The organism is Hydrogenophaga sp. (assembly GCF_036675665.1).
In the GTDB taxonomy this organism is placed as follows: domain Bacteria; phylum Pseudomonadota; class Gammaproteobacteria; order Burkholderiales; family Burkholderiaceae_C; genus Hydrogenophaga.
Genome location: NZ_JAKFEO010000030.1, coordinates 176,697 through 202,147 on the forward strand (window position 1 = coordinate 176,697; position 25,451 = coordinate 202,147).

Here is a 25,451-nt window from a genome sequence, read left to right on the forward strand (position 1 = left end):
GGATGGCACATGATGCGTCGAAATGATGATGTGTGTTTTGAGTAGATGCCTGTGCCTTTGTTCGCCGCAGCGGTGGCCGAACAGGTGAGGGCGGTGGTGTAAGGTGTCGCGCCATGAGCATCTCCGACCCCATCGAACAGGCCAAAGCCCACTTTTTTGAAGGCAACGCCTTGTTCGAGGCGGGCCGGCTGGAAGACGCCGCGGTGCAGTACCAAGCCGCGCTGGCCCTGGTGCCGGGGCGCCCCTCGGTGCTGGCCAACCTGGGCGTGACGCAGTGCCGCCTGGGCCAGTGGCCCGAGGCCGTGGCCACGCTCACGCAGGCCACCAGGGCCGACGCCACGCACCGCGACGCCTGGGTGGCGCTCGGGCTCTCCCACGAAGCGCTGTCGCAATGGAGCGCAGCTGCGCTTGCCCTGCAAGAAGGTATTCGCCTGGGCGCGAGCACCGGGCAACTGTGGCTGTCGCTGGCCATGTGCCGCTTGCGCCTGCAGCAGCCGGTGGAGGCAGTGCAGGCGCTCGACCAGGCCGTCGCCATCGAGCCCACCCTGGCCGAAGCCTGGAGCCAGCGCGGCAGCCTGATGCGCGACACCGGGCGTCATGCCGAGGCCGCGCGTTGCTATGAGCAGGCGCTGGCCGAAGGGGGTGATGAATCGCTCAACCGTTTCTATTTGTCCTCGGTGCAGGGTGGCCCTGTGCCGGCCCATCCGCCCGCCCTGTATGTGGAAGCCTTGTTCGACGAATACGCCGACGATTTCCAGACGCACCTGGTCGAGCAACTGCACTACCAGGCGCACGAAACCCTGTTGGCGCCACTGCGCGCCAGTGGTCAGCGGTTCGAGCGTGTGCTCGACCTGGGTTGCGGCACTGGCCTGTGCGGCCGCCTCATCCAGGCGCAGGCCGGTGCGGTCGATGGCGTGGACCTGTCGTCCGCCATGGTGGCCCAGGCCCGGGCCAGCGGCGCCTACCGGCGCGTCGTGCACGGCGATCTGCTGGCGTTCCTGCGCGAGAGCACCGAGCCGGTCGATCTCGTGATGGCCGCCGATGTGTTCATCTACGTGGGTGCGCTCGACGCGGTGTTCGAGGCCGTGCGTGAGCGCCTGCAGCCCGGCGGGTGTTTTGCGTTTTCGGTCGAACTCTCCACCGATGGCAGTGAACTCAAGTTGCTGCCCAGCCTGCGCTACGCCCACTCACCTGCCTACATCGATCGTCTGGCCGAACTGGGTGGTTTTCGCGTTCGCCAGAGCTGGCAGGCCCCGCTGCGCGAAGACCAGCAAAAGCCGGTGATGGGTCTGTATGTGCTGCTGGAGCCGGTGGCCAGCGCCTGATGCCGCTCAGACCACCTTCGCCGGGCTGTACCTGAACGTTGCCCGGATCACGCCGTGGTCGCCGGTGCCCAGGGCCTTGTGGTCCTCGAAGTTCAGGTGGTCGTTGTTGATCACCAGGCCGTCAAACAGCCACTGGCGCTTCTTGCTGTTGTCGTAGAACTCCTGGCTCACGAGGATGTGGTCGAGCGATTCGCGGATGTCCTGGTGCACGTGGGTGTAGTACACGTCGCGCGTGTCGCGGTACTCCTGCAGGGTCTGCGCGGTGTAGAGCGATGTGTCACCGCCGCCCTTGCTTTCACCCACCAGGTAGCGCGGCTGCTCGGTGAGGATGTTGGCGGTGTTGCTGTGCTGGCCGTCGTTGATGTCGCCCAGCACGATCACCGGCGTGTCGTTGCCCTTCATGTGTTCGGACAACAGGAAACGCAGCGCCGTGGCCTCGGCCGTGCGCCGGATGGTGGAGATCGCCGCGCCCAGGCCGGTGGCGTGTTTGCCGTAGAGCGCCTTGTTGGCCCCGTACCATTTCTCGTGGTGCACCTTGGTGGGCCCTTTCGACTTGAAGTGGCACACGTACACGTGCACCTCGGGGCCGGGGCTGCGTGGCTGGATGGTGAAGTGCAGCACCGGCCTTGAGAAGCCCTGGATGTTCACGCTGATGGCGGGTGTCTGGGGGTCGTCGCCGGTGGAGCGCAGCACGAAGCCCTCCGGAAACTTCGTGATCCATTCGGGCTGACCCGTGAGCAAGCCTTTGCGCACCAGGGCGCCACAGTCGATGCGTTTGCCGTTGGCGTTGGGCGGTGCCAGCAGGTCGTAGCTGTCTGCCACGCCGGCCGACGCCAGCGCGCGCAGTACCGACACGGGGTTCCACATTTCCTGGAGACCGAACACGTCGGCGTCCAGCGACTGGAGCTGGTGCGCGGTCCAGCCGATCTTGCGGTCGTACTCGGCCTGGGTCCAGCCCGTCTTGTCGGTGTACATCGGAAGGCCGGGCTCGTTCAGGTTGTAGAGGTTGAACGACGCGATGCTGAGCTGGCGCAGATTCATGGTGTCTCTCCTGCAATGGCCAAGGCCTCCACTGTGCGCCCGCCACATGACAAAACCACCCTCAAATGAGGGAAGGCGCCCGGCGGTTCAGGCGTTGTGCCGCGCCACCCAGGGCGGGCGCAGGTCAAGCGCTCGGGTCACGGTGCGGCTAGGATGTTCAGCTTGCTTCAACACCCCCGTCCTGGAGACCACCATGTCCTACATGTTGCTGATCATCGAACCCACCACGCAGCGCGCCACCCGCACCGAAGCCGAAGGCCGCGAGGTCTACGGCCGCATGCAGCGCTTTGGCGAAGTCCTGCAGGCGCAAGGCAAGCTCAAGGCGGTGGAATCGTTGGTCTCGCAGGCGAGCGCGGTGCGCGTGTCCACCGCCGGAGGGCAGGCGAAAGTGATGGACGGCCCGTTTGCCGAGGCCAAGGAGATGGTGGGCGGTTTTTTCCTGCTCGACTGCGCCAGCCTGGATGAAGCGGTGGCCATCGCCCGCGAATGCCCGGCGGCCGAATGGGCCACGGTGGAAGTGCGGGCTGTGGGCCCTTGTTACGAGTGACCTTGTCGAAAACGCCGCGGCTGGTTCGTCGTAGCGGTTGGAGTCCATGACACCCACCCAACCCACCAGGAGAAGCCCATGCGATTCATGATCATCGTCAAGTCTTGCGACGAGTTCGAAGCCGAAACCAGCCCTGCCCCCGACGAAGCGCTCATGGCCGAGATGGTGCGCTACCACGAGGATCTGGCCCAGGCCGGCGTGCTGCTCGACGGCTCGGGCCTGCATCCCAGCCGCAAGGGCTGGCGCGTGCACTACAGCGCCGACGGCAGCAAGCGCGTCGTCGACGGCCCGTTTGCCGAGGCCAAGGAACTCATCGCCGGCTACACCCTCATCCAGGTTCGATCACGCGAGGAAGCCCTGGAATGGAGCCGCCGTTTCCCCAACCCGGCCGGCCGGGGCAAGGAGGCCGTGATCGAGCTGCGCCAGCTCTACGAGATGGACGACTTCCCGCCCAGCCAGCCGCTGGAGGATTTCAAGAAACTCGACGCCATGCAAGGCAACAAACGCTGAGGAGACCCACCATGAAGACGCAACATTTCGAGATCCTCATCCAGGCCCCGCGCGAGCGCGTCTGGACCACCATGCTTCAGTCACCCACCTATGAGCAATGGACCAGCGCGTTCTGCGAAGGCTCGCGGTTCGAAGGTTCATGGAAAAAGGGCGACGCGATCCGTTTCCTGGACCCGGCCGGCAATGGCATGGTGTCCGAGATCGCCGAACACCGCCCCGCCGAATTCGTGTCCATCCGCCACCTGGGATTCATCGAAAACGGCAAGGAAGACACCACCAGCGACGCGGTGCGCGCCTGGGCGCCCTGTTTCGAGAACTACACCTTCACCGACGAGGGTGGCGGCACCCGCGTCAAGGTCGACACCGATGTGTTCGGCGATTACGAGGACATGATGGCCAGGGTCTGGCCGCAAGCCCTGGAAAGCCTCAAGAAGTTGTGCGAAGGCACGAACTGAACCAACGACGGGAGAACCACCATGCTGCGCCAGATCTTCGTCAACCTGCCCATCAAGGACATGGCCCGCTCGCAGGCCTTCTTCCGGGCCCTGGGCCTGGACTTCAACCCCCAGTTCACCAACGAGCAGGGTGCCTGCCTCGTCATCGCCGAGAACATCTACGCCATGCTGCTGGTCGAGCCCTTCTTCCAGGGCTTCACCAAGCTGCCGATCTGCGACGCGAAGAAGGCCACCGAGGTGCTGATCGCGCTCTCGTGCGACAGCCGCGAGGAAGTGGACGACATCGTCGCCAAGGCGGTGAGGGCCGGTGCCACCACGCCCAACGCCCCGCAGGACCACGGCTTCATGTACCAGCACGGTTTCACCGACCTGGACGGTCACCAGTGGGAGGTGTGCTGGATGGACATGAGCGCTGCGCCGGAACAGATGTAGATTCCGACGCATGCATTCCGGTGTTCACCAGGCCATCGCCACCGTCTGGCGCCTTGAGTCCGCACGCATCACGGCGCACGTGGCGCGCGTGGTGCGCGACGTGGGCGTGGCCGAAGAGCTGGCGCAGGACGCGCTGCTGGCCGCGCTCGAACACTGGCCCACGCAGGGCGTGCCCGACAACCCGGCCGCCTGGCTCATGACCACCGCCAAGCGCCGCGCGCTCGACCATCTGCGCCACCGCCAGATGGCCGAGGCCCGGCACGAGGACATCGCCGCCGACATGCACGCGCTGGGCGAGACGCACGTGCCCGATTTCGTGGACGCGCTGGACGAAGCCCGGCAGGACGAGATCGGCGACGACTTGCTGCGCCTGGTGTTCACCGCCTGCCACCCCGTGCTCTCGACCGACGCGCGCGTGGCGCTCACGCTCAAGCTGCTGGGCGGCCTCACCACGCACGAGATCGCGCGCGCCTTCCTCGTGCCCGAGGCCACCGTCGCGCAGCGCATCGTGCGCGCCAAGAAGACGCTGAGCGAGGCCGGCGTGCCCTACGAAGTGCCGCGCGGCGAGGCGCTGGGTGAACGCCTGGCCTCGGTGCTGGAGGTGGTGTACCTCGTGTTCAACGAAGGCTACACCGCCACCAGCGGCAGCGACTGGATGCGCCCGGCCCTGTGCGACGAGGCGCTGCGCCTGGGCCGCATGCTGGCCGGCATTGCGCCGCAGCAGGCCGAGGTGCAAGGGCTGCTCGCGCTGATGGAAATACAGGCTTCGCGCGCCAGCGCGCGCACCGACGCGCAAGGCCGTCCGGTGCTGCTGGCCGAGCAGGACCGCAGCCGCTGGGATGCCTTGCTCATCCACCGCGGTCTGGCCGCCTTGGTGCGTGCCGAAGCGCTGGCGCCAGCGGCGGGGCCGTACCAGTTGCAGGCCGCCATTGCCGCCTGCCATGCCCGCGCGGTCCACGCGCGGGACACCGACTGGGCGCGCATCGCCTCGCTCTACGGTGAGCTGGCGAGGTTGGCGCCTTCCCCCGTGGTGGAGCTCAACCGTGCGGTGGCCGTGTCCATGCACGCCGGCCCTGCGGCGGGGCTCGCCCTGGTGGACGCCCTGCTGGACGACAAGGCCTTGCGCAACTACCACTGGCTGCCCGCCGTGCGTGGGGACCTGCTGGCCCAACTGGAGCGGCGGGCCGAGGCCTGCGCCGAGTTCGAACGCGCGGCCGCCCTGGCCGGCAACGAGCGGGAGCGAACTTTCCTGCTGGAACGGGCGGACAGCTTGCGCTGATCTGAGGTCCTTTGGCTCGGGTGTAAGCCCTCATGGCGTGTCGCGCACGCGCCAGCCACACTGGACACAAAACCCCGTGTCCATGGACCCCAAATCCACCACCCGCACCGACACCGACACGCTCGTCATCGGTGCCGGGCCCGCCGGGCTGGCCACGGCGGCCTGCCTGGCACAGCGCGGCACCCGGGCACTGGTGATCGATCAGGCCCACGAGGTGGCGTCCAGCTGGCGCCACCACTACGAGCGCCTGCACCTGCACACCGTCAAAACCCATTCGGCGCTGCCGGGCTTGCCGTTTCCCGACAGCGCGCCGCGCTATGTGTCGCGCCAGGGCGTGGTGGACTACCTCACCCGATACGCCGATCACCATGGCATTGACCCCGAGCTGGGGGAGACCGCGGTCAGCATCGAACCCGGACCCCGGAACACGGGCTGGCTCACACGCACGGCGAGTGGGCGGCTGATCGCCGCGCGCCAGGTGGTGGTGGCCACCGGCGCCAACCGCCGCCCGCGCGCGCCCACGCTGCCGCACCAGGAGCTTTTTGGTGGGCGCGTGCTGCACAGCCGCGAGTACCGCAACGCCAAGCCGTTTGCCGGTCAGCGCGTGCTGGTGGTGGGCATGGGCAACACCGGGGCCGAGATCGCGCTGGACCTGGTGGAACACGGCGTGCGCGCCGCACTCTCCGTGCGCTCGCCGCTCAACATCGTCTACCGCGACGTGCTGGGTCGGCCCACCCAGCTCTCCAGCATCCTGCTCAGCCGGCTGCCGCCTGCGTTGGGCGATGCGGCGGCCACGCTGCTGCGCAACCTCAGCGTGGGCGACCTCGGCCGCTACGGTCTGCACACCGCCGCGGTGTCACCGCTGCGCCAGTTGCGCGAAGACGGAAAGACGCCGGTGATCGACGTGGGCACGGTCGCGCGCATCAAGAACGGCGACATCCAGGTCTACCCCGGTGTCCAGACGCTTCTGCACGGCGGCGTGCGCTTCACCGACGGCACCGAGCACCCGTTCGATTCGGTGCTGCTGGCCACCGGTTACGACGCAGCCCTGGGCGAACTGTTTCCCGCCACGCCCCTGCCGCTGGACGCACGCGGCATGCCCCCCGAAGTGGTGGGGCAGGGCGCGCTCGCCCGCGTGTACTTCGTGGGGTTCGACGTGCGCCAGCCCGGCGGGCTGTTACGCTCGATCGCCGCGCAGGCGCAGACGGTGGCGGAGCACATCTGTCCTGCCGGTGGCGTGAGCAGCCACACGCCCGCGCCGGTTCATCCCATCTGAAAGCGACCCCGCATGCCCAGTTCCGACACCCTCGAACGTTTCATTGCCCTGGTGGAGAGCAACGCGCACGACCAGGCGATCGCCGACTTTTACGCGCCGCACGCCTCCATGCAGGAAAACCAGGCCCCGCCACGCGTGGGCCGCGACCAGTTGCTGGCGGGCGAGCGCAAGGTGATGGCGCGCGCGACCACCATCGAATCGCGCTGCGTGCGACCGGTCCTGGTGAACGGTGACCACGTGGTGATTCGCTGGGTGTTCCGCTTCGTCTGGCAGGACGACTCGGTCACCGAGATGGAAGAGCTGGCCTGGCAGCGCTGGGAAGGCGAGCACATCGTGCAGGAGCAGTTCTTCTACGACCCGGCGCAGCGCACGCCCCAGCCACCCCCCGGGGCCGCCACATGAGCTCGGAGAATCCTCCCCTGGAGTTCCTCGTCATCTCGCGCGGGCAGTGGGACGCCGACAAATCGCCCGAAGAGATCCAGGCCACGATCGACCGCTTCTACGAATGGCACGGCGAGTTGGTTGCCAAAGGCGTGATGCGCTCGGGGCAGCGCCTGGCGCGTGAAGGCAAGCTGGTCTCGCGCGAGCGCATCATCGACGGCCCGTTCGCCGAGGCCAAGGAAGTGGTCGGCGGTTTCTGGTTCATCCGCGCGAACAGCCTGGAAGAGGCCGCGCGCATCTCGGCCGACAACCCCTGCCTGGCCTGCGGCCTCGAATACGAAGTGCGGCCTTTCGAGCATGTGCGCGCCAGCGCGTTTGCGCTGACGAGCGAGACGCCTGGGCGCGCCGCGTAACGCGATGGCCTGAAACCACCGCGCGGCCCAGCTTCGATGCCGACGGCAAGGTCGGTCAGCGCAACGACGAGGCCGAGCGCGCGGCCCTTTCGTAGAGGCCACCCAGCCCGCCCAGAAAGCGCACCATCTCGGGCAACTGCGCGTTCAAGGCCTCGTCCACGTTGCTCATGAGGCACTGCTCGCGCACTTCGCGATAAGCCTCGATCGCGGCCTCGCCCGCGTCGGTGGTTCGGTACAGCACCTCCTTGCCCACCTTCTCGCCCACCGCCAGGCCACTGGCCACCAGTTTCTTGAGCGAGTAGGTCACCACGTGCACGTCGTCGAAATTCAGCACGAAGCAGATGTCCGCGACCTTCTTGTTTCGTGCGCGATGTTTCAGCTGGTGCAGCACCACCACGTCGATGAAGGTCATGTCGCCCACGCCGGTGGCCGAGGCGCCCTTGACCAGCCAGCGCGTAAAGGCGTTCCAGCACACCACCATGGCGAACTCGAACTCACTGAGCTCTGCGCCCTTGGGCGAAACGAGATGAGGTGAGAGGACCAGCGGCTTCTTTGGCTTGTTCATACGCGTAAACCCTTATATCGGTGTGATTTCGATCGTATAACATTAGGAAATTCCCAACGTTATCCTGTTATCAAACATGTATTACACATATATTTTCGCACACGTTTTACCGTTATTGGTGCACTTCCGCACCTCGGGAGTGCGTGATTGAGCGCCATGTCCCACTCCAGGGTGCGCCTCTCGGCCGACATCGGAGGCACCTTCACCGACCTCGTGATCGAGCTGGCCGACGGCACGCTTGCCACGACCAAGGTGCTCACCACCCCCTCTGCCCCTGAACGGGCCGTGCTCGACGGTGCCAGTGGTTTGCTCGCGCGCCACGGGCTGGGTTTGAAGGACGTGGATGTGTTCGTGCACGGCACCACGCTGGCGACCAATGCCGTGCTCGAACGGCGCGGCGCAGTGACCGCCCTGATCACCACCGAGGGCTTCAGGGACGTGCTGGAGATCGGGACCGAAGGCCGCTTCGACCAATACGATCTTCAGATGGAGCGACGCGCTCCCCTGGTGCCTCGCAGCCTGCGCCTGCCGGTCCAGGAGCGCATGGACGTGCACGGGCGCGCCGCGCTGCCGCTCGATGAAGCGGGCTTGCTGGCGCACATCGACACGCTCAAGGCCGCCGGTGTCACCAGCTTGGCCATCTGCTTTCTGCACGCCTACGTGAACCCCGAGCATGAGCAGGCCGCCAGGCGCACCTTGCTGGCCGCCCTGCCAACGCTGCATGTCTCGATCTCCAGCGAGGTCTGTCCCGAAATCCGGGAGTACGAACGCGTGTCGACCACCGTGGCGAACGCCTATGTGCAGCCCCAGATGTCGGAGTACCTCACCCGCATGCTCGAACACCTGGATGCGGCCGGGTTTCAGGGCGCTCTCTACCTGGTCACCTCCAACGGCGGCCTGACCTCGCTGAGCACGGCGAGCCGGTTCCCGGTGAGGCTGATCGAATCGGGTCCGGCGGGCGGCGCGATCTTTGCCGCCGATGTGGCGCGCCGCGCAGGCGAAGCCACCGTCGCCGCGTTCGACATGGGCGGCACCACCGCCAAGATCTGCCTCATGGACGACTTCACGCCCGACACCGACCGGGTGTACGAAGTCGACCGCTCGGCCCGCTTCCAGAAAGGCAGCGGGCTGCCACTGCGCATTCCGGTCATCGACCTGTTCGAGATCGGCGCAGGCGGGGGCTCCATTGCCCAGGTCAATGCGCTCAAGAACATCCAGGTGGGGCCTCAAAGTGCCGGCTCGGAACCCGGCCCTGCTTGTTACGGGCGGGGTGGGATCGAAGCCACCGTCACCGACGCCGACGCCGTGCTGGGCTTGATCGATCCCGACGGCTTCGCGGGCGGCACCGTTCCGCTGGACCTGTCGGCCGCGCGCCGGGCCCTCTCCCGCATCGGCGCTCCGCTTGATCTGTCGAGCGACATGGCCGCCTTCGGCGTGCACGAAATGGTGTGCGAAAGCATGGCCAACGCCGCGCGCGTGCACGCCATCGAGAAAGGCAAAACGATTGGCAACCACACCCTCATTGCGTTCGGCGGTGCGGCGCCACTGCATGTGGCCCGGGTGGCCGAAAAGACCGGCGTCCAGCGCATCCTGGTGCCACCCCATGCCGGTGTGGGCTCGGCCATCGGATTCCTGCGTGCGCCCATTTCCTACGAGGTGGTGCGCAGCCGCCACTCGCTGCTGGGTGTCCTGGACGTGGAACAGGCTGAGGGGATGCTGGGCCAGATGGCCGCCGAGGCGGTGCAACTGGTGCGGCAAGGCGCACCCGACCAACCCTTGATCACGCAGCGCATCGCCTACATGAGGTACGTGGGCCAGGGCCACGAAATCGCCATCCCGGCGCCGGTGCACCGATTGACCGACACAGACGTGGCGTTGCTGGGTCGCTCCTTCGAGTCCGCGTACATCAAACTCTTCGGCCGCGCGATTCCGGGTGCGTCAGTGGAAATACTCACCTGGGCCGTTCTGGTGACGACCCATCCCGAAGCCAGCGCACCGTCAGCGGACGTCGCTGTCAGCCACGCGCCTCCCATTCCCGCCGGGCACCGCGACTACTTCGACGGCAGCACGGCACAGCGCATCGCCATTCCGGTGTTCGAGCGCGCGCAACTGCACATGGGGCAGCTCATCCAGGGACCGGCTTTGATCACGGAACCCCAGACCACCACCTTCGTGTCTGCCTCGTTCGGCGCGCAGGTGGACCGCCACGGCAATCTCGTCCTTGACCGCCAACTGAAAACTCAGGTGAACGCATGAACAGCAACCGAACCGCCATCGAACATCAACTGATGTGGCAACGCCTCATTGCCACCGTGGAGGAGCAGGCCCAGGTTCTGCTGCGCACCGCCTTCAGCGCCATCGTCCGTGAGTGCAGCGACCTCTCTGCCGGCGTGTTCGACACCCGGGGTCGCATGCTGGCGCAAGCCATCACCGGCGCACCGGGACACGTCAACACCATGGCCGAATCCGTCAAGCACTTTCTCGGCAGGTACCCGTTGCGCGACATGCGCGAAGGCGATGTCTTCATCACCAACGACCCCTGGAAGGGCACCGGGCACCTGAACGACTTCGTCGTGGTGACGCCCTGCTTCCTTGCCGGCAAGCCGGTCGCGCTGTTCTGCGCCACCAGTCACGTGATGGACATCGGCGGCCTGGGCTTCGGCCCCGACGGCACCGACGTGCACATGGAGGGTCTGTTCATTCCCATGCTCAAGCTGTTCTCGCAGGGCCAGTCCAATGAAACCCTGATGGCGATGCTCGCCGCGAACACGCGCCAGCCCATGGAAACCGAGGGCGACACCTACGCGCTCGCCTCGTGCAACGACGTGGCGTGCAAACGGCTCGTTGAAATGATGACGGAGTTCGCGCTCGACACGCTCGATTCGCTGGCGGACTTCATCATGGAGCGTTCGCGCGCCGCCGTGCTCGACGCCGTGCGCCAACTGCCCCAGGGCACCTGGACCAACCGCATGACCGTCGACGGCTACGACGAACCCATCGATCTCGTGGCCAGCCTCACGGTGTCAGGCGATGGCATCCACGTGGACTACACCGGCACCTCGCCCATGTCGACGCGCGGCATCAACGTGCCCATCAACTACGCCGCCGCGTACACCATGTTCGGCCTGGCCTGTGCGGTGGCTGGCGACATCCCGAACAACTCGGGCTCGCTGTCGGTGTTTTCCGTTTCCGCGCCCGAGGGCTGCGTGCTCAATGCGCCCGCGCCAGCGCCGGTGTCCACGCGCCACGTCATCGGCCAGATGCTGCCCGACGTGGTCTTCGGCTGTCTGCGCCAGATCGTGCCGGAGCGCGTGCCGGCCGAAGGGGCGTCGTGCGTGTGGCTGCTCACGCTGCGTGGGCCCACCGCCGATGCCGCCCAGGGGCGCTACGGCTTCACCATGGGCTTCACCAGCAATGGGGGCACCGGCGCACGCGAGCGCAAGGACGGCCTCTCCGCCACGGCGTTTCCCACCAACCTGAACGGCACGCCGGTGGAGATCGCCGAGACGCAGACGCCGCTGATCTTCTGGCGCAAGGAGCTGCGGGAGGGCTCCGGCGGCGACGGCGAACAGCGCGGCGGACTCGGCCAGGTGATCGAGGTGGAATCCACCTGCGGCAAGCCATTCGAGATCCTCGCCTCCTTCGACCGCATCGCCCATCCGCCGCGCGGCCGCGATGGTGGGGGCAACGGCGCGGCCGGTTTCATTGGTCTTTCAACCGGCCAGACGCTGCGCGGCAAGGGCGTGCAGGAGATTGCGCCGGGTCAACGCCTTGTCATTCAGACGCCCGGTGGTGGCGGCAGCGGGGACCCCCGCAAGCGCCCGTCATCACAGGTCGAAGCGGATCTTGCCGACGGGCTGCTTCGTGCATCTTCGCCCGTCACCGTGTCACTCCCCTGCTGATTCTTCCCCTCAACCAAAGGCCCATCATGCTCACACGACGTCAGTTTTCCGCGCTCACGCTGTCCACCGCCACGTTGCTGGGTGCCAGCCGCCCCGCCCATGCGGCGACCTCCATCGATCTGTCCACCGTGCTTCCCGATGGCAGCTTCCACACCGAGAACGCCAAGCGCTACGCGGCCGAGGTGCTCGCCGCCACGTCGGGTGAGGTGAAGATCACCGTGCACTCCGGCGGCGCGCTGGGCTTCAAGGGTCCGGATCATCTGCGCGCCGTTCGCGACGGGCTGGTGGGCATGGCCGACATCCACGCCTCGCAGCAAGCGGGCGACGAGCCGATCTTTGCGGCGGAAACGTCGCCGTTTCTCGTCAGCAACCTCGACGAACTGCGCGCGCTGCACCGCCACCTGCGGCCCCTGTTCGACGCCGCCGCGGCCAAGAACAACCAGAAGATCCTCTACATGGTGCCCTGGCCGTCGCAGTACCTGTTCTCCAAGGTCAAGGCCGACAACCTCGAAGGCCTGCGCAACAGCAAGGTCCGCGTGTCCGACCGCAACGTGCAGGACCTCTGCAGCGCGGTGGGCATCACGCCGGTCCTCATCCCCTGGGTGGAAACCATTCCCGCGCTCGCGTCCGGCACCATCTCCGGTGTCATGACATCGGCGGTGTCCGGCGTGGACGGTCGCCTGTGGGAGTTCGTGAAGTACGCCTACCCGACCAACCACACCTGGATCTCCCAGATGGTCAACATCAACCTGGATGTGTGGAAGAAGCTCACGCCCGCGCAGCAGACGGCCATGACGCAGATTGCCAACCGCCTCGAACCGCTGTTCTGGGCGCAGACCAGCAAGGTCGACAGCGACAGCCTGGCCAAGCTCAAGAGCATGGGCATGGAAGTGATGCCGGTCTCGGCCGCCATGAACGCCGAGATGCGCCGACGCACCTCGGGCCTGCTGCAGGCGTTCGAGAAATCGGTGCCCGCGTCGAAGCAGCCTCTGACGGCCTACCTCGCCGAGCTCAAGCGATGATCGGGACCGCACCGCTCGCTTGCAGACGACCCGCCCCGGTCGCGGTGTCGAAGCTGCTGCAAGGCATCGAGAGCCTGTCGCAATGGGACGGCTGGATCGGCGTGGCCTGCCTGACCACGCTGATTGCGCTGATGGTGGCCGAGCTGGCGGTGCGGGCACTCTCCAACGTGTTCCCTTCGCTGCCCGGCGGTCTTCCGCACACCTGGGAATACTGCTCCTACCTGATGGCGGCCAGCTTCACCTTCGGCGCCGCCATGACGCTGCGCACGGGCGGTCACATCCGGGTTCAGCTCTTGCTGTGCCGCCTGGGCCCTGGCGCAAGGCGCGCTCTGGAGACCCTCACCTCCCTCATCGGCCTGCTGTCGGTGTCGTTCCTGAGCTACTCCATGGCCCGCTTCACCTGGACCTCGTTCGTCTCGGGCCAGGTCTCGGCCGAAAGCGGCACGCTGCTCTGGATGCCACAGCTCGCGGTGACCTTCGGCATTCTTCTGCTCGCGCTGCAGTTGCTGGCCCGCGTGATCCAGGCACTGGCCGGCCTGCCGCTGGAAGACGGCCGCATGAAACCCACCGCACCACTGGAATAGGAACCCCATGCTTGCAGTCGTACTCACACTCGGCGCCTTGCTGATCGCGTTTCTGGGCAGTGGTGTCTGGATCGGGATCGGTCTGGGCGCCACCGGCACCGCCATGCTGGCGCTGTTTCGCGACATCCCGCTCGACAAGCTGCTCGCGCAGTACACCTGGAACATCCTGACCACCCAGGAACTGCTGTCGCTGCCCATGTTCATCGTCATGGGCGAGATCCTGTTCCGCACGCGCCTGTCGCAATCGCTGTTCAATGGCCTTGCGCCCTGGGCCTCGTTGCTGCCGGGTCGCCTGCTGCATGTGAACGTGTTCGGCTCCACGATCTTCGCGGCGATCTCGGGCTCGTCTGCCGCCACCACGCAGGTGGTGGGCCGGATTTCGCTGACGGAACTGGAGCGGCGCGGCTACGGCAAATCGATTGCGGTCGGCAGCCTCGCGGGTGCGGGCACGCTGGGCTTCCTGATCCCGCCGTCCAACATCATGATCATCTACGGCGTGCTGGGCGACGTGTCGGTGCTCAAGATGTTCATGGCCGGCGTGGTGCCCGGCATCCTGCTGGCGGCGTGTTTCATGGCCTGGATCATGGTCCAGGCCACGCTGAACCCCGCGCTGGTGCCCCGTGACGAAACATCCCGCCGTGCCACCTGGGGCGAACGGTTCCACGCATTGCGGGATCTGGCGCCGGTGCTGCTGCTCATCGTGGCCATCCTCGGCTCCATGTACACCGGCATCGCCACGCCGTCCGAAAGCGCGGCGGTGGGTGTGCTCGGCGCCGCCTTGATCGCGCGCTTCCAAGGGGGCCTCACGCGGCAATCGCTGCGCGACATCGCGATGGGTGCGGTGCAGACCTGCGCCATGATCGCGTTGATCCTGCTGGGCGCCTCGATCCTGGCCAGCGCCGCGGCCTTCCTGGGCATTCCGCGCGCCATCAGCACGTGGGTGACGGCTTTCGAGCTGGCGCCCCTGGCGCTCATCGCAGTGCTGATCGTGCTCTATCTGATGATCGGATGTTTCCTCGACGGCTTCTCGATGATGGTGCTCACGCTGCCCATCGTGCTGCCCATCGTCAAGGCCGCCGGCTTCGATCCGATCTGGTTCGGCATCTTCCTCGTGATCGTGATCGAGATGGCCCAGATCACCCCACCCGTGGGGTTCAACCTGTTCATGCTGCAGGGGCTCACGGGCTTGGAGCTCGGCCGCATCGCCCGCTATGCGCTGCCCTGTCTCACCATCATGATCCTGTTCGTGTTCCTGCTGCTCGCGGTGCCCGATCTGGTGCTGTGGCTGCCCAACCGTCTGACGTCGGGAGCGGGCTAGCTGCGCGCCCCTGCTGCAGCACCTCGCGCAGGCCTGCGAAGCGCTTGCGGTACTGCGCTGGCGTGAGGTTGACCTCGCGCTTGAACAGGCGCGCGAAGTAGCCCGCATCTTCATAGCCCACCTGCTCGGCCACGGCCTCGATGGAGTCGACGCTGGCTTCCAGCAATTGCTTGGCCTCTTCGAGCCGGATGTGGTGCACGTATTGCAGCGGTGACAGGCCCGTGGCCTGCTGGAAGCGGCGCACAAAGGAGCGCTCGGCGAGGCCGGAAAGACGCGTCATCGCCGCGACCGGGCTGGGCTCGCGGTAGTGCTCGGCCGCCCAGAGCTGGCTGCGTGTAATGACCGCGTCGTCCGATTGCCGACTGGCCGATAACCGGGCAAAGGGTTGCTGGCCGCGCTCGTGCCAGTCGATCAGGTACAGGCGCGCCATCTGCATGGCCGCTTCCATGCCCGCCAGCCGCGCGATCAGGTAGAGCGCCAGGTCTTGCCACGATGTGCCGCCACCGGCCATCACGAGCCGCTGGCCTTCACCCGCGGTGACCAGCGCGCGCTGGCGGTGCAGGCGAATGCCGGGGTGCCGCTGCGCCAGCGCATCGCAGTAGGCCCAGTGGGTGGTGGCGTCTTCGCCTTCGAGCAGGCCGGCCTCGGCCAGGAGCAGCGCGCCCGAACAGGCTGCGGCCACCACGGCGCCCCGGGCATGCGCCTCGCGCAGCCAGGCCACTTCAATCTGGAAGCGGCCGCGCAGGTCGGCGTCCGGCAGCAGAAACACCTCCGGAATGCAGATCACCTGCGGCGGCGCCGAATCGGCGAGCGAAGCGTCTGGCACCACGTGCACGCCGTTGGCGATGGTGAGCGGTCGGCCGTCGGCCGAGACGATTTGCACCCGCAGCAGCGGGGCGCCGGGGCGGCCCTCGATCACCCAGGGCCAATCGCGTCCCACGCCCACGAACATGTCGCTCAACCCGAACAGCACCGAGGCCGTGACGTCGGGCATTGCCAGGATGGCAACGGTGGTGAGCGGGGGAGCGCCGTCGGGGTTTGACATGGCGGTTTTGTCGGGTGGGTGTCGGTTTTGGCTGCAGGTGAAAACGGCCGGTCTTCCTACAGTCGCTGATCGATTCTAGAACCCACCTTCCTGTTTCACACCTCTGGAGAATGCCATGTCGTGGCCCGAAATCTTCACCCTGGCGGTCCTGCCCATCTTTCTGTTGCTCGACTTCGCCACCCCCGCTGGCACCAGCCGCACGCGCTGGTGGCGCTCGCGGGCGTTGCTCGTCTCCGTCGCCAACTTCGGGTTCACGCTGTGGATCGGCCTGCTCTGGGGCAGCTACTTCGGTGGCCTTCATGTGTTCGACGGTGCCGCGCTCGGCACGGCGGGTGGCGCGGCGGTGGGCGTGCTGGTTTACGAGTTTTTCCACTACGCGTATCACCGCAGCGCTCACCACTTCAACGCGTTGTGGCGCCTGGGGCATCAGATGCACCACAGCGCAGAGACGCTTGACGCCTGGGGCGCCTTCTACCTGCACCCACTGGACGCAGCGCTCTTCACCACGCTGTCCAGCATCGTGCTGTTTCCGCTGCTCGGCCTGAGCCCCGAGGCGGGTGCGTGGGCGGTGGCGGTGCTCGCCTTTCTCTCGGTGTTCCAACACGCCCGGGTGCGCACGCCGCGCTGGCTGGGCTACCTGATCCAGCGGCCCGAGAGCCATGCCATTCACCACCAGCGCGGCGTGCACGCGCACAACTACGCCGACCTGCCGCTGTGGGACATCGTGTTCGGCACCTTCCGCAACGGGCCTGCGAACGCGCCCTGGCCCGAACAGGGCTTTTACGACGGCGCTTCCGCGCGCCTCACCGAAATGCTGGCCTTTCGCGACGTGTCCGCCGCTCGCGGGCGAGTGCGCCAACCGATCGAACACCCCACCCCTGGAGGCTTGACGACATGACCACCGAATGCATCTCACTGCCGAAGTCGGCCCTGCACGCGATCAACAAACCCTTGGGCTGGCGCATCGAATGCATCGAGGGAACGGCATGGGTGACGCACGATCACCACCCGCACGACATCTTGCTGACCGCGGGCCAGCGCCACGCCTGTATCCAGCCGGGCCGTGTGCTGGTGCAGGCACTCGACAGCACCGTGATCCGCCTGCATGCGCCGGTGCGGAGCGCACGCACCGGAGCGCCTCAGCGCTGGCCGATCTTCACGTCGCCGAACAGCTGGTTCATGCCGCGCGGCTGGCTGCGCCAGTACTGAGGCGGCGCCTCCACCTGTGCGCCGAGCTTCGCGGCGGCGTGCCAGGGCCAGCGCGGGTCGAACAGCATGGCGCGCGCCATCGCCACCAGATCGGCGCGGCCGCTCGCGATGATGGCTTCGGCCTGCTCGGGCTCGGTCACCAGGCCCACAGCGATCGTGGGCAGGCCCACCTCGCGCTTGACCTGCTCGGCCAGCGGCACCTGGTAGTTGGGGCCGAGTGGAATCTGCTGCAGCGGCGAGATGCCGGCGCTGGAGACGTGCATGAAGTGGCATCCGCGCGCCTTGAGTGCATGGCCAAACGCCACGCTTTGCGCCGCGTCCCAGCCGCCGTCCACCCAGTCGGTGCCCGAGAGGCGCATGCCCAGCGCCATGCTGGTCGGCAGCGCGGCGCGCACCGCGTCGAACACCGCCAGCGGGAAGCGCATGCGGTTCTCCAGCGAGCCGCCGTATTCGTCGGTGCGCTGGTTGGAGATCGGCGAGAGGAACTGGTGCAGCAGGTAGCCGTGGGCCGCGTGCAGTTCGATGGCGTCGATGCCGATGCGCCGGGCGCGCAGCGCCGCATCCACAAACGCCTGCTGGATGCGCTCCAGGCCCGACACATCGAGCGCGTGCGGCGGTGCCTCGTGCGTGAGGTGGGGAATGGCCGAGGGCGCCAGCGTTTCCCAGCCACCGTCGTCGGGCGCGATGAGCTGGCCGCCTTCCCACGGCGTCCGGCTCGATGCCTTGCGCCCGGCGTGCGAGAGCTGGATCGCGATCGGCATGGCCGAGTGCTGGCGCACCTTGCGCAGCACCTCGCCCAGTGCGTGTTCGTTTGCCTCGTTCCACAGACCCAGGTCGGTCGGAGAGATGCGGCCTTCGGGCGTGACCGCCGTGGCCTCCAGGATCAACAGGCCCGCGCCCGAGAGCGCGAGGTGGCCCAGGTGGATCAGGTGCCAGTCGGTGGCGTTGCCGTGCTCGGCCGAGTACTGGCACATGGGCGCGATCACGATGCGGTTCTTCAGGTGCAGCGGACCGAGGTCGAAAGGAGAAAACAGCTGGCTCACGGTGGTTCCTTGAAACGAAGGGTCTTCGGGATGGGGCGTGTTCAGGCGCTGCCCACGGTGTCGAACGTCAGGTGCTCGCGCACCCAGTCGGCCGCGTTGGCATAGACCTCGCCTTGCGCGCCCACGGCCACATAGTCGGGGTGGCGCACCTCGAGCTTGCCTTCGAGCGTGGCCAGCAAGGCCACGGTGCCGGGTGGCACCTGCACCAGGCGGCTGCGCTCCACCTTGCGGTAGCGCCCCGGCCCGGCGGCCTCGTAGGTGCGTGCAAACAAATCCTTCTTGATCGGGTAGGCCGTGCCGTCATCCAGCATCACCACCCAGTCCACGCCGGGGTCGGCCGTGAGCTCGCCCCAGGCCACGGAGAAGGTCTCGGTGCCCCGGGGTTCGCGGATCGCCACCGTGAAGCGGCGCGCGGCGGTGCGCGGAGCGCCCCAGGCGGGGGGGATGTCGTTGGCGTGACCGATGGGGACGCGTTGTTCGGGCATGGTTCAGCGGGGTGAAGGGGCATCGACGATCTGGAACGACAGGCCTGCGCGCTCCTGCAGGCGGCGCACCAGCGTGAGACCCATGGCCGCACCGGGCGTCCACACGCCGCCGGGCGTCATGTCCGGGTCGATCTCGCGCGCCAGGCACAGCGCGGTTTCACTGATGAGTTTGCAGGTGGAGCCATAGCCCGGGTCGCGATCGCCTTTCACGCTGGCGCACAGTGTGCGGCCATCGGCGGTCTGGCCGATGAAGAGCACCTCGTAGCGACCCTTCTCGCGTTGTTCTTTCGTCGGGCCTTGGCCGGGCTTGGGCAGCACGAAGCGGCGGATGAGCGCGCGCGTGGGGCCAAAGGCCAGCAGCGCGTTCTGCACCCGCGTGTTGCGCGCGAGGGTCCTGGCGCGTTTTTCGCCACCCTCGCCGCCACCCGTGAGCATGCGTTCGCTGTAGACGAAGCCGGTGCCCCAGGGGTGGCCGCGCAGCGCGTGGGTGCGGTGCACGTTCTTGGTGTTGATCGGCGCCATCACGAAGGGCCCGGTCCACGACTGCGCGAGCTCGTCCCAGTCGGCGGTGTGGTCGTCGGGTTGTGTCGGGCCGCGAAAGCCGGGTGTGAGCGCAAACGGGTCGGCCAGCGTGCGCGCCAGCGTCGGGTCGCGCCCGGCGGTCTCCAGCGTGGCCAGCAGGCTGGCCGCGGTGCCGCCGGAGAAACCGCCCTTCATCACCTTCACCCGGCCGTGCACCCGCACCAGCGGAGCACCCAGGCGCTGCATCGCCTCGTGCTGGAGGAAGACCACGCCGAGGTCGAACGGGATGGAATCGAACCCGCACGAGAACACGATGCGCGCGCCGCTGGCCGCCGCCGGGCCTTGCAGGCGGGGAATCATCTGCGCCATCCAGCCGGGCTCGCCGCACAGGTCCACGTAGTCGGTGCCGGCCTGCGCACACGCGTCCACCAGCACCTGGCCGTGCTTCTGGTACGGCCCCACGGTGGTGATCACCACTCGGGCCTGCGCCACCAGTTGGGCGAGCGCCTTCACATCGGTCGCATCGGCCACCAGCAGGGGCAGGGCGGGGCTGATACCGAGCGCATCGCGCACCTGGGTCAACCTGGCCAGGCTGCGCCCGGCCATGGCCCAGGCCACGCCGCGTCCCACACCGCAGGTGTCGTGCAGGTACTCGGCCACCAGCCGGCCGGTGAACCCGGTGGCGCCAAAAACGATGATGTCGAAGGCTTTGTCCATGCGGCATGGTCGCAGAAACGGCGTTCGGGATTTGGGGGCTGATGAAAAGCCTGTCGACGGCGAGACAGTTGTTCACATTTTCACAAAGCAAGTGCTTGCTGAAATTCGGTGGCGCTGCTAAGGTCGGTGCCCATGAACCTGGACAGCCCCGACACCCCGCGCGCGATCGCCGCTGCCGAGACCCCGCGCCGCGCGCGCGGCCGCCCGCGCAAGACCGCTGACGAGCGCGACGACGGCAACCGCCGCCAGGAGCTGATCAACGGCGCCGCCCGCCTGTTTCGCCAGCAGGGCTTTGCCGCCACCAGCACGCGCGACATCGCCGCGGCGGTGGGCATGCGCTCGGGCTCGCCCTTCTACCACTTTGAAAGCAAGGAAGCGCTGCTCGGCGCCGTGATGCTCGAGGGCATGCAGGGCGCGTTGCTGCGGCAGCACGCGGCGCTGGCGCTGCTGCCGCCCGACGCGTCGGCGCGCGAGCGGCTGCGCGTGCTGGTGCGCAACCACTTCGACGCGCTGCTTGGCCCCGACAGCGATTTCATCCCCGTGATGCTCTACGAATGGCGCTCGCTCGAGGCCACGCAGCGCAGCGAGGTCAATCGGCTGAAAGACCGGTACGAAGCCGACTGGGTGCCGGTGCTCGCGGCGCTGCACGCGCAAGGCCAGCTCGGCAGCGACCCCGTGCTCGCGCGGCTCATGATTTTTGGCGCGCTCAACTGGTCGGCCCAGTGGTACGCACCGCCCTCGGGCCGCAGCGCCAAGAGCCGCGCGCGCGCCTCGCTCGACGACCTCACCACCTCGGCCTTGCAACTCTTTCTGAAGGAACCGGCATGACCACCCCATCCACCACCGGACACCGCCACTACCGCTCCGCCTTCGCCCCCGGCCTGCTGCACGGCCGGGTGATCCTGGTCACCGGCGGCGGCTCGGGCATTGGCCGCTGCACCGCGCACGAACTCGCCAGCCTGGGCGCCCATGTGGTGCTGATCGGGCGCAACCTGGAGAAGCTGCAGGACACGGCCGGCGAAATCGTGGCCGACGGTGGGCGTGCCAGCTTCCATGCCTGCGACATCCGGCAAGAGGACGTGGTGCGCACCGTGGTCACCGCCATCGTGGGCGCACACGGCCGCATCGACGGGCTGGTGAACAACGCGGGCGGCCAGTACATCACGCCGCTGGAGAACATCAGCGCCAAGGGCTGGCAGGCGGTGATCGACACCAACCTCACCGGCGGCTTCCTCATGGCGCGTGAGTGTTATGTGCAGAGCATGCAGGCGCAGGGCGGCTCCATCGTCAACATCGTTGCCGACATGTGGGGATCGATGCCGGGCATGGGCCACAGCGGTGCGGCGCGTGCGGGCATGGTGAATTTCACCGAGACCGCCGCGCTGGAGTGGGCGCGCAGCGGCGTGCGCGTGAACGCCGTGGCGCCGGGCTACATCGCCTCCAGCGGCATGGACCACTACCCACCCGAGGCCGGCCCCATGCTGCGCGAGATGCGCGCCACGGTACCGGCCGGGCGCTTCGGCAACGAGGCCGAAACCTCGGCCGCCATCGTCTTCCTGTTGAGCCCGGCGGCCAGTTTCATCAGCGGCAGCGTGTTGCGTGTGGACGGTGCGCGCCCGCAGGTGCGCATGGGCTGGGGCCAGGTGGCCGCACCCGTGGCCGTGCAGGACCGCGACGCGGTGAAGCCTTTTGATGGGTTTCACCGGTATGTGGCGCCGAGGGTGTTCCAGGATGTTTGAGTCCAGCTTCAACCCCCAGAGCCTTCAAGCGCAGCAACGGCGCGAGGCCATGCTGGCGCGCATCGCGCAACTGCGCGCGCTCGAAGACCGCGCCGCGCAAACCTCGGCCAGATCCAGACCGGTGTTCGACAAGCGCGGCCAGCTGCTGCCGCGCGAGCGCGTGGCCCTCTTGCTCGACCCCGGAGCGCCGTATTTGCCGCTGTGTTCGCTGGCCGGGTTCCTGCAAGACACCCAGGACCCCGAGAAGTCGGTGCCCGGTGGCGGCATGGTGGCGGGCATCGGCTTCATTGCCGGCGTGCGCTGCATGGTGGTGGCGAGCGACTCGGGCATCGAGGCCGGCGCCATCCAGCCGCGCGGGCTCGAGAAGATCCTGCGCGTGCAGGACATCGCGCTGCAGAACAAGCTGCCCTTCGTGCACCTGGTGGAGAGCGCGGGGGCCAACCTCATGAAATACAAGGTCGAGGGCTTCGTGCACGGCGGCGCGCTGTTTCGCAACCTGGCGCGCCACTCGGCCGCCGGCCTGCCGGTGATCACGGTGCAGCACGGCTCGGGCACGGCGGGTGGGGCCTACATGCCGGGCCTCTCCGACATCGTGATCATGGTGCGCGGGCGTTCACGCGCTTTCCTGGCCGGGCCGCCGCTGCTCATGGCCGCGACCGGCGAGGTGGCGACCGAAGAGGAGCTGGGCGGGGCGGAAATGCACACCGGTGTGTCGGGCCTGGGGGAGTACCTGGCGGAGGATGACCGGGAGGCGTTGGGGATGGCGCGCGACGTGGTGCAACGCATCGGCTGGCAAGGCGCGTCGGCGCAGCACGTACACGGCCCCGACCCCACCTTCCTACCCGACCAACTCCTCGCCCTCATGCCTCCGCACCACCGCGAGCCGGTGGACATGCGCGAAGTCATCGCCCGCATCGTCGATGGCTCCGAGCTGCTCGAATTCAAGGCGCTCCACGGTGCCGCCACCCTCTGCGTGCAGGCGCGCATTGAAGGCCACGCGGTCGGCATCATCAGCAACAACGGCCCGATCGACGTGGCCGGCGCGAACAAGGCCACGCACTTCATCCAGTGGATGTGCCAGCTCGGCCACCCCATCGTCTACCTGCAGAACACCACCGGCTACATGGTGGGCAAGGACAGCGAGCAGGGCGGCATGATCAAGCACGGCAGCAAGATGATCCAGGCCGTGACGAACGCCACCGTGCCGCAGATCACCATCCAGTGCGGCGCGTCGTTTGGCGCCGGCAACTACGGCATGTGCGGGCGCGGCTACGAGCCGCGTTTTCTCTTCAGCTGGCCGCAGGCCAAGACCGCCGTGATGGGCGGCGAGCAGGCCGCGCGCACCATGCAGATCGTGGCCGAGGCCGGCATGGCGCGCAAAGGCATCACGCCCGACGCGCTTCAGATGCAGGCCCAGTTCGACCAGATCGTGGGCGTGTTCGAAAGCCAGGCCGACGCGTTCTACACCAGTGGCCTGGTGCTCGACGACGGCGTGATCGACCCGCGCGACACCCGCGCCACGCTCGCCTTCTGCCTGGCCACCTGCGCCGAGGCCGCCGCGCGCGAACCGCGGCGCATGCAGTTCGGTGTCGCGCGCATGTGACCCCATCTCGTTCCAACCAGACCGGAGACAAAAATGCAGTTCACCCATGAGCACCGCGAGATCCAGAAGACGCTCAAGCGCTACATCGACGAGCACATCAACCCGCACGTGGACGAGTGGGAGGCGGCCGAGATCTTCCCGGCGCACGAGGTGTTCAAGGGCCTGGGCAACCTGGGCCTGCTGGGCCTCACCAAACCCGAGGCGAACGGCGGCGCGGGGCTCGACTACTCCTACAGCATGGCCATGGCCGAGACGCTGGGCCACATCCACTGCGGCGGTGTGCCCATGGCCATCGGCGTGCAGACCGACATGGCCACGCCCGCGCTCGCGCGCTTCGGCAGCGACGAGCTCAAGCGCGACTTCCTCGCACCCGCCATTGCCGGCGACATGGTGGGCTGCATCGGCGTGAGCGAACCCGGCGCGGGCAGTGACGTGGCGGCCATCAGGAGCATGGCCCGCAAGGACGGCGACGACTACGTCATCAGCGGCCAGAAGATGTGGATCACCAACAGCCTGCAGGCCGACTGGATGTGCATGCTGGTCAACACCAGCGACGACCCCGCGCACAAGAACAAGAGCCTGGTGATGGTGCCCATGCGCGAGAACGGCAAGCTGGTGAAAGGCATCGAGGTGGCGCAGAAGATCCGCAAGATCGGCATGAACAGCAGCGACACCGGGCTCATCTACTTTGACGAGGTGCGCGTGCCGCAGCGTTACCGCATCGGCCAGGAAGGCGCGGGCTTCATCTACCAGATGCAGCAGTTCCAGGAGGAGCGTCTGTGGTGCGCGGCCAGCACGCTGCAAAGCCTCACCAACTGCATCGAATGGACGGTGGAGTGGGCGCAGGAGCGCAAGCTGTTCGGCGCCTCGCTGGCCGACCAGCAGTGGGTGCAGTTCAAGCTGGCCGAGCTCAAGACCGAGGTGGAGAGTCTGCGCGCGCTGACCTACCAGGCGTGTGAACACTACGTGGCCGGTGAAGACGTGACCGAGTGGGCCACCATGGCCAAGCTCAAGGCCGGGCGGCTCAACCGCACCGTGCCCGACACCTGCCTGCAGTTCTGGGGCGGCATGGGCTTCACCTGGGAGAACAAGGTCTCGCGCATGTACCGCGACGGGCGTCTGGCGTCGATTGGCGGGGGGGCGGACGAGGTGATGCTGGGCATCCTCGCCAAGACCATGGGCATCGCAAAGAGGCCGGCAAAGTGAGCCAGGCCTTTCTGGTTGAGCGCCAAGGCGACACCGAGCGCTGGACCCTCAACGACCCCGCCACGCGCAACGCGCTGAGCGACGCCATGGTGCTCGGCCTGTACGAGGCCACCCTGCGCGCAAAACAAGACGACACCCTGCGCATCGTGGTGCTCACCGGCGCGCCGGGCGCCTTCAGCGCCGGTGGCAGCCTGGGCCATTTCTCCAGCGCCATCGGCCAGCCGCTGCAGCCGGGCGAAGACGACCCGCTGATCGCCATGAACCGTGGCTTTGGCGATGTGTTGCACGCGCTGTGCGCACTGCCGCAACTGCTGGTGTGCGCGGTGGACGGCGCGGCCATGGGCGGTGGCTTCGGCCTCGTGTGTTGCGCCGACCACGTGATCGCCACGCGGCGTTCCAGCTTCGCCACGCCGGAGGTCACGCTCGGTTTGCCGCCGGCGCAGATCGCGCCCTTCGTGTGGCAGCGCCTGGGCGACGCCGCCGCGCGCCAGTGTTTGCTGCAAGGCCGCGTCTACCGCGCGGAAGACGCGCAGGCGCTCGGCCTGGTGGACGAAGTGGCCCACGACGGTGAGCTGGAGAAAGGCCTGCAGGAACGGCTGGAGCAGTTCAGGCGCGCCGCGCCCGGTGCGGTGGCCAGCACCAAGCGGCTGTTGCAGCGCCTGCGCGGTGATGTGCCCGACTTGCGCGATGAAGCTGCCATCGCCTTTGCGGCTGCACTGCGCAGTCCCGAAGCTGCCAATGGCCTGGCTGCATTTGCCAGGAAGCAGCCCGCGCCGTGGGCAGGGACCGAGAAAAAATGAAACGCCTGCTCATTGCCAATCGCGGCGTTCGC

The 25,451-nt window shown here is 67.5% G+C and carries 27 protein-coding genes; 21 read left to right on the top strand and 6 right to left on the bottom strand.

Annotation, left to right across the window (positions count from 1 at the left end):
* Positions 1–113 precede the first annotated feature (113 nt).
* Entirely contained in the window at positions 114–1,325 is a 1,212-nt protein-coding gene (locus V6M63_RS11205) for a tetratricopeptide repeat protein (RefSeq protein WP_332741779.1), read from the top strand.
* A 6-nt stretch (positions 1,326–1,331) separates the two neighbouring features.
* Here the strand turns inward: V6M63_RS11205 and V6M63_RS11210 are convergent, their stop codons facing one another.
* Positions 1,332–2,366, bottom strand: coding sequence for an endonuclease/exonuclease/phosphatase family protein (locus V6M63_RS11210; protein ID WP_332741780.1), 1,035 nt, complete (start codon positions 2,364–2,366; stop codon positions 1,332–1,334).
* A gap of 193 nt (positions 2,367–2,559) precedes the next feature.
* Here V6M63_RS11210 and V6M63_RS11215 point away from each other — a divergent pair, with 193 nt between their 5' ends.
* From V6M63_RS11215 to V6M63_RS11250, 8 genes are all read left to right on the top strand, one after another.
* Positions 2,560–2,913 carry a YciI family protein gene (locus tag V6M63_RS11215; RefSeq protein WP_332741782.1) on the top strand — a complete coding sequence of 118 codons (354 nt, stop codon included), beginning with the start codon at positions 2,560–2,562 and terminating at the stop codon, positions 2,911–2,913.
* Positions 2,914–2,991: 78 nt separating this feature from the next.
* A complete protein-coding gene (locus V6M63_RS11220) occupies positions 2,992–3,423 on the top strand; it encodes a YciI family protein (RefSeq protein ID WP_332741784.1) in 432 nt (143 codons plus the stop codon).
* 11 nt (positions 3,424–3,434) lie between these two features.
* On the top strand, positions 3,435–3,878 hold the full coding sequence (locus V6M63_RS11225) for an SRPBCC family protein (protein ID WP_332741785.1): 444 nt from the start codon (positions 3,435–3,437) through the stop codon (positions 3,876–3,878).
* Positions 3,879–3,899: 21 nt separating this feature from the next.
* Positions 3,900–4,310, top strand: a complete 411-nt coding sequence (locus V6M63_RS11230) for a VOC family protein (RefSeq protein ID WP_332741787.1) — start codon at positions 3,900–3,902, stop codon at positions 4,308–4,310.
* Positions 4,311–4,320: 10 nt separating this feature from the next.
* Positions 4,321–5,589, top strand: a complete 1,269-nt coding sequence (locus V6M63_RS11235) for an RNA polymerase sigma factor (RefSeq protein ID WP_332741788.1) — start codon at positions 4,321–4,323, stop codon at positions 5,587–5,589.
* Between the two features lie 82 nt (positions 5,590–5,671).
* The gene (locus V6M63_RS11240; protein ID WP_332741789.1) at positions 5,672–6,865 is read left to right on the top strand and encodes a flavin-containing monooxygenase; all 1,194 of its coding nucleotides are present in this window, start codon (positions 5,672–5,674) and stop codon (positions 6,863–6,865) included.
* Between the two features lie 12 nt (positions 6,866–6,877).
* The gene (locus tag V6M63_RS11245) at positions 6,878–7,267 is read left to right on the top strand and encodes a nuclear transport factor 2 family protein (protein WP_332741790.1); all 390 of its coding nucleotides are present in this window, start codon (positions 6,878–6,880) and stop codon (positions 7,265–7,267) included.
* A complete protein-coding gene (locus V6M63_RS11250) occupies positions 7,264–7,659 on the top strand; it encodes a YciI family protein (protein ID WP_332741793.1) in 396 nt (131 codons plus the stop codon). Before V6M63_RS11245 ends, V6M63_RS11250 begins: the two co-directional genes overlap by 4 nt.
* Before the next feature lie 55 nt (positions 7,660–7,714).
* Here the strand turns inward: V6M63_RS11250 and V6M63_RS11255 are convergent, their stop codons facing one another.
* A complete protein-coding gene (locus V6M63_RS11255; RefSeq protein WP_056270323.1) occupies positions 7,715–8,224 on the bottom strand; it encodes a winged helix DNA-binding protein in 510 nt (169 codons plus the stop codon).
* Positions 8,225–8,380: 156 nt separating this feature from the next.
* Here V6M63_RS11255 and V6M63_RS11260 point away from each other — a divergent pair, with 156 nt between their 5' ends.
* From V6M63_RS11260 to V6M63_RS11280, 5 genes are read left to right on the top strand one after another with little or no spacing between them, the layout of a single operon-like run.
* Positions 8,381–10,480: a hydantoinase/oxoprolinase family protein gene (locus V6M63_RS11260; protein WP_332741797.1), complete on the top strand. Its 2,100-nt coding sequence runs from the start codon at positions 8,381–8,383 to the stop codon at positions 10,478–10,480.
* A complete protein-coding gene (locus tag V6M63_RS11265; RefSeq protein ID WP_332741799.1) occupies positions 10,477–12,126 on the top strand; it encodes a hydantoinase B/oxoprolinase family protein in 1,650 nt (549 codons plus the stop codon). Before V6M63_RS11260 ends, V6M63_RS11265 begins: the two co-directional genes overlap by 4 nt.
* A gap of 26 nt (positions 12,127–12,152) precedes the next feature.
* Positions 12,153–13,148, top strand: a complete 996-nt coding sequence (locus V6M63_RS11270; protein WP_332741801.1) for a TRAP transporter substrate-binding protein — start codon at positions 12,153–12,155, stop codon at positions 13,146–13,148.
* 44 nt (positions 13,149–13,192) lie between these two features.
* Positions 13,193–13,732, top strand: a complete 540-nt coding sequence (locus V6M63_RS11275; protein WP_332741803.1) for a TRAP transporter small permease subunit — start codon at positions 13,193–13,195, stop codon at positions 13,730–13,732.
* Positions 13,733–13,739: 7 nt separating this feature from the next.
* A complete protein-coding gene (locus tag V6M63_RS11280) occupies positions 13,740–15,050 on the top strand; it encodes a TRAP transporter large permease (protein ID WP_332741805.1) in 1,311 nt (436 codons plus the stop codon).
* Here V6M63_RS11280 and V6M63_RS11285 read toward each other — a convergent pair.
* Positions 14,965–16,095: a GlxA family transcriptional regulator gene (locus tag V6M63_RS11285; RefSeq protein WP_332741807.1), complete on the bottom strand. Its 1,131-nt coding sequence runs from the start codon at positions 16,093–16,095 to the stop codon at positions 14,965–14,967. The genes V6M63_RS11280 and V6M63_RS11285 overlap by 86 nt on opposite strands.
* A gap of 115 nt (positions 16,096–16,210) precedes the next feature.
* On the opposite strand from V6M63_RS11285, the gene V6M63_RS11290 reads away from it, so the two are divergent.
* Positions 16,211–16,993 (top strand): sterol desaturase family protein, encoded by a 783-nt coding sequence (locus V6M63_RS11290; RefSeq protein WP_332741808.1) that lies wholly within the window; start codon positions 16,211–16,213, stop codon positions 16,991–16,993.
* On the top strand, positions 16,990–17,304 hold the full coding sequence (locus V6M63_RS11295; protein ID WP_332741810.1) for a DUF2917 domain-containing protein: 315 nt from the start codon (positions 16,990–16,992) through the stop codon (positions 17,302–17,304). The genes V6M63_RS11290 and V6M63_RS11295 overlap by 4 nt, the downstream gene beginning before the upstream one ends.
* Here V6M63_RS11295 and V6M63_RS11300 read toward each other — a convergent pair.
* Genes V6M63_RS11300 through V6M63_RS11310 form a run of 3 tightly spaced genes read right to left on the bottom strand, consistent with a single transcriptional unit; the run spans position 17,235 to position 20,071 of the window.
* On the bottom strand, positions 17,235–18,347 hold the full coding sequence (locus tag V6M63_RS11300; protein ID WP_332741812.1) for an NADH:flavin oxidoreductase/NADH oxidase: 1,113 nt from the start codon (positions 18,345–18,347) through the stop codon (positions 17,235–17,237). The genes V6M63_RS11295 and V6M63_RS11300 overlap by 70 nt on opposite strands.
* Positions 18,348–18,388: 41 nt before the next feature.
* The gene (locus V6M63_RS11305; protein WP_332741814.1) at positions 18,389–18,832 is read right to left on the bottom strand and encodes a hypothetical protein; all 444 of its coding nucleotides are present in this window, start codon (positions 18,830–18,832) and stop codon (positions 18,389–18,391) included.
* A gap of 3 nt (positions 18,833–18,835) precedes the next feature.
* The gene (locus V6M63_RS11310) at positions 18,836–20,071 is read right to left on the bottom strand and encodes a saccharopine dehydrogenase family protein (protein WP_332741815.1); all 1,236 of its coding nucleotides are present in this window, start codon (positions 20,069–20,071) and stop codon (positions 18,836–18,838) included.
* Between the two features lie 132 nt (positions 20,072–20,203).
* On the opposite strand from V6M63_RS11310, the gene V6M63_RS11315 reads away from it, so the two are divergent.
* The 5 genes from V6M63_RS11315 to V6M63_RS11335 are packed head-to-tail and all read left to right on the top strand — an operon-like array spanning position 20,204 to position 25,419.
* A complete protein-coding gene (locus tag V6M63_RS11315) occupies positions 20,204–20,899 on the top strand; it encodes a TetR/AcrR family transcriptional regulator (RefSeq protein WP_332741817.1) in 696 nt (231 codons plus the stop codon).
* Complete coding sequence (locus V6M63_RS11320) at positions 20,896–21,810, top strand: SDR family oxidoreductase (RefSeq protein WP_332741819.1); 915 nt, start codon at positions 20,896–20,898, stop codon at positions 21,808–21,810. The genes V6M63_RS11315 and V6M63_RS11320 overlap by 4 nt, the downstream gene beginning before the upstream one ends.
* Positions 21,803–23,413: an acyl-CoA carboxylase subunit beta gene (locus V6M63_RS11325; RefSeq protein ID WP_332741820.1), complete on the top strand. Its 1,611-nt coding sequence runs from the start codon at positions 21,803–21,805 to the stop codon at positions 23,411–23,413. The genes V6M63_RS11320 and V6M63_RS11325 overlap by 8 nt, the downstream gene beginning before the upstream one ends.
* Before the next feature lie 33 nt (positions 23,414–23,446).
* Positions 23,447–24,619 (top strand): acyl-CoA dehydrogenase family protein, encoded by a 1,173-nt coding sequence (locus tag V6M63_RS11330; RefSeq protein ID WP_332741821.1) that lies wholly within the window; start codon positions 23,447–23,449, stop codon positions 24,617–24,619.
* On the top strand, positions 24,616–25,419 hold the full coding sequence (locus V6M63_RS11335; protein WP_332741823.1) for an enoyl-CoA hydratase/isomerase family protein: 804 nt from the start codon (positions 24,616–24,618) through the stop codon (positions 25,417–25,419). Before V6M63_RS11330 ends, V6M63_RS11335 begins: the two co-directional genes overlap by 4 nt.
* Positions 25,420–25,451: the final 32 nt, after the last annotated feature.

Excerpts from the sequence above, each read along its gene's own strand:
- V6M63_RS11250 (WP_332741793.1), top strand. The coding sequence starts at position 7,264 with ATGAGCTCGGAGAATCCTCCCCTGGAGTTCCTCGTCATCTCGCGCGGG.
- V6M63_RS11280 (WP_332741805.1), top strand. The coding sequence starts at position 13,740 with ATGCTTGCAGTCGTACTCACACTCGGCGCCTTGCTGATCGCGTTTCTG.
- V6M63_RS11325 (WP_332741820.1), top strand. The coding sequence starts at position 21,803 with ATGTTTGAGTCCAGCTTCAACCCCCAGAGCCTTCAAGCGCAGCAACGG.
- V6M63_RS11285 (WP_332741807.1), bottom strand. The coding sequence starts at position 16,095 with ATGTCAAACCCCGACGGCGCTCCCCCGCTCACCACCGTTGCCATCCTG.
- V6M63_RS11330 (WP_332741821.1), top strand. The coding sequence starts at position 23,447 with ATGCAGTTCACCCATGAGCACCGCGAGATCCAGAAGACGCTCAAGCGC.
- V6M63_RS11240 (WP_332741789.1), top strand. The coding sequence starts at position 5,672 with ATGGACCCCAAATCCACCACCCGCACCGACACCGACACGCTCGTCATC.
- V6M63_RS11215 (WP_332741782.1), top strand. The coding sequence starts at position 2,560 with ATGTCCTACATGTTGCTGATCATCGAACCCACCACGCAGCGCGCCACC.
- V6M63_RS11320 (WP_332741819.1), top strand. The coding sequence starts at position 20,896 with ATGACCACCCCATCCACCACCGGACACCGCCACTACCGCTCCGCCTTC.
- V6M63_RS11245 (WP_332741790.1), top strand. The coding sequence starts at position 6,878 with ATGCCCAGTTCCGACACCCTCGAACGTTTCATTGCCCTGGTGGAGAGC.
- V6M63_RS11235 (WP_332741788.1), top strand. The coding sequence starts at position 4,321 with ATGCATTCCGGTGTTCACCAGGCCATCGCCACCGTCTGGCGCCTTGAG.
- V6M63_RS11265 (WP_332741799.1), top strand. The coding sequence starts at position 10,477 with ATGAACAGCAACCGAACCGCCATCGAACATCAACTGATGTGGCAACGC.
- V6M63_RS11295 (WP_332741810.1), top strand. The coding sequence starts at position 16,990 with ATGACCACCGAATGCATCTCACTGCCGAAGTCGGCCCTGCACGCGATC.
- V6M63_RS11225 (WP_332741785.1), top strand. The coding sequence starts at position 3,435 with ATGAAGACGCAACATTTCGAGATCCTCATCCAGGCCCCGCGCGAGCGC.
- V6M63_RS11205 (WP_332741779.1), top strand. The coding sequence starts at position 114 with ATGAGCATCTCCGACCCCATCGAACAGGCCAAAGCCCACTTTTTTGAA.
- V6M63_RS11315 (WP_332741817.1), top strand. The coding sequence starts at position 20,204 with ATGAACCTGGACAGCCCCGACACCCCGCGCGCGATCGCCGCTGCCGAG.
- V6M63_RS11305 (WP_332741814.1), bottom strand. The coding sequence starts at position 18,832 with ATGCCCGAACAACGCGTCCCCATCGGTCACGCCAACGACATCCCCCCC.
- V6M63_RS11290 (WP_332741808.1), top strand. The coding sequence starts at position 16,211 with ATGTCGTGGCCCGAAATCTTCACCCTGGCGGTCCTGCCCATCTTTCTG.
- V6M63_RS11230 (WP_332741787.1), top strand. The coding sequence starts at position 3,900 with ATGCTGCGCCAGATCTTCGTCAACCTGCCCATCAAGGACATGGCCCGC.
- V6M63_RS11270 (WP_332741801.1), top strand. The coding sequence starts at position 12,153 with ATGCTCACACGACGTCAGTTTTCCGCGCTCACGCTGTCCACCGCCACG.
- V6M63_RS11260 (WP_332741797.1), top strand. The coding sequence starts at position 8,381 with ATGTCCCACTCCAGGGTGCGCCTCTCGGCCGACATCGGAGGCACCTTC.
- V6M63_RS11220 (WP_332741784.1), top strand. The coding sequence starts at position 2,992 with ATGCGATTCATGATCATCGTCAAGTCTTGCGACGAGTTCGAAGCCGAA.
- V6M63_RS11210 (WP_332741780.1), bottom strand. The coding sequence starts at position 2,366 with ATGAATCTGCGCCAGCTCAGCATCGCGTCGTTCAACCTCTACAACCTG.
- V6M63_RS11255 (WP_056270323.1), bottom strand. The coding sequence starts at position 8,224 with ATGAACAAGCCAAAGAAGCCGCTGGTCCTCTCACCTCATCTCGTTTCG.
- V6M63_RS11310 (WP_332741815.1), bottom strand. The coding sequence starts at position 20,071 with ATGGACAAAGCCTTCGACATCATCGTTTTTGGCGCCACCGGGTTCACC.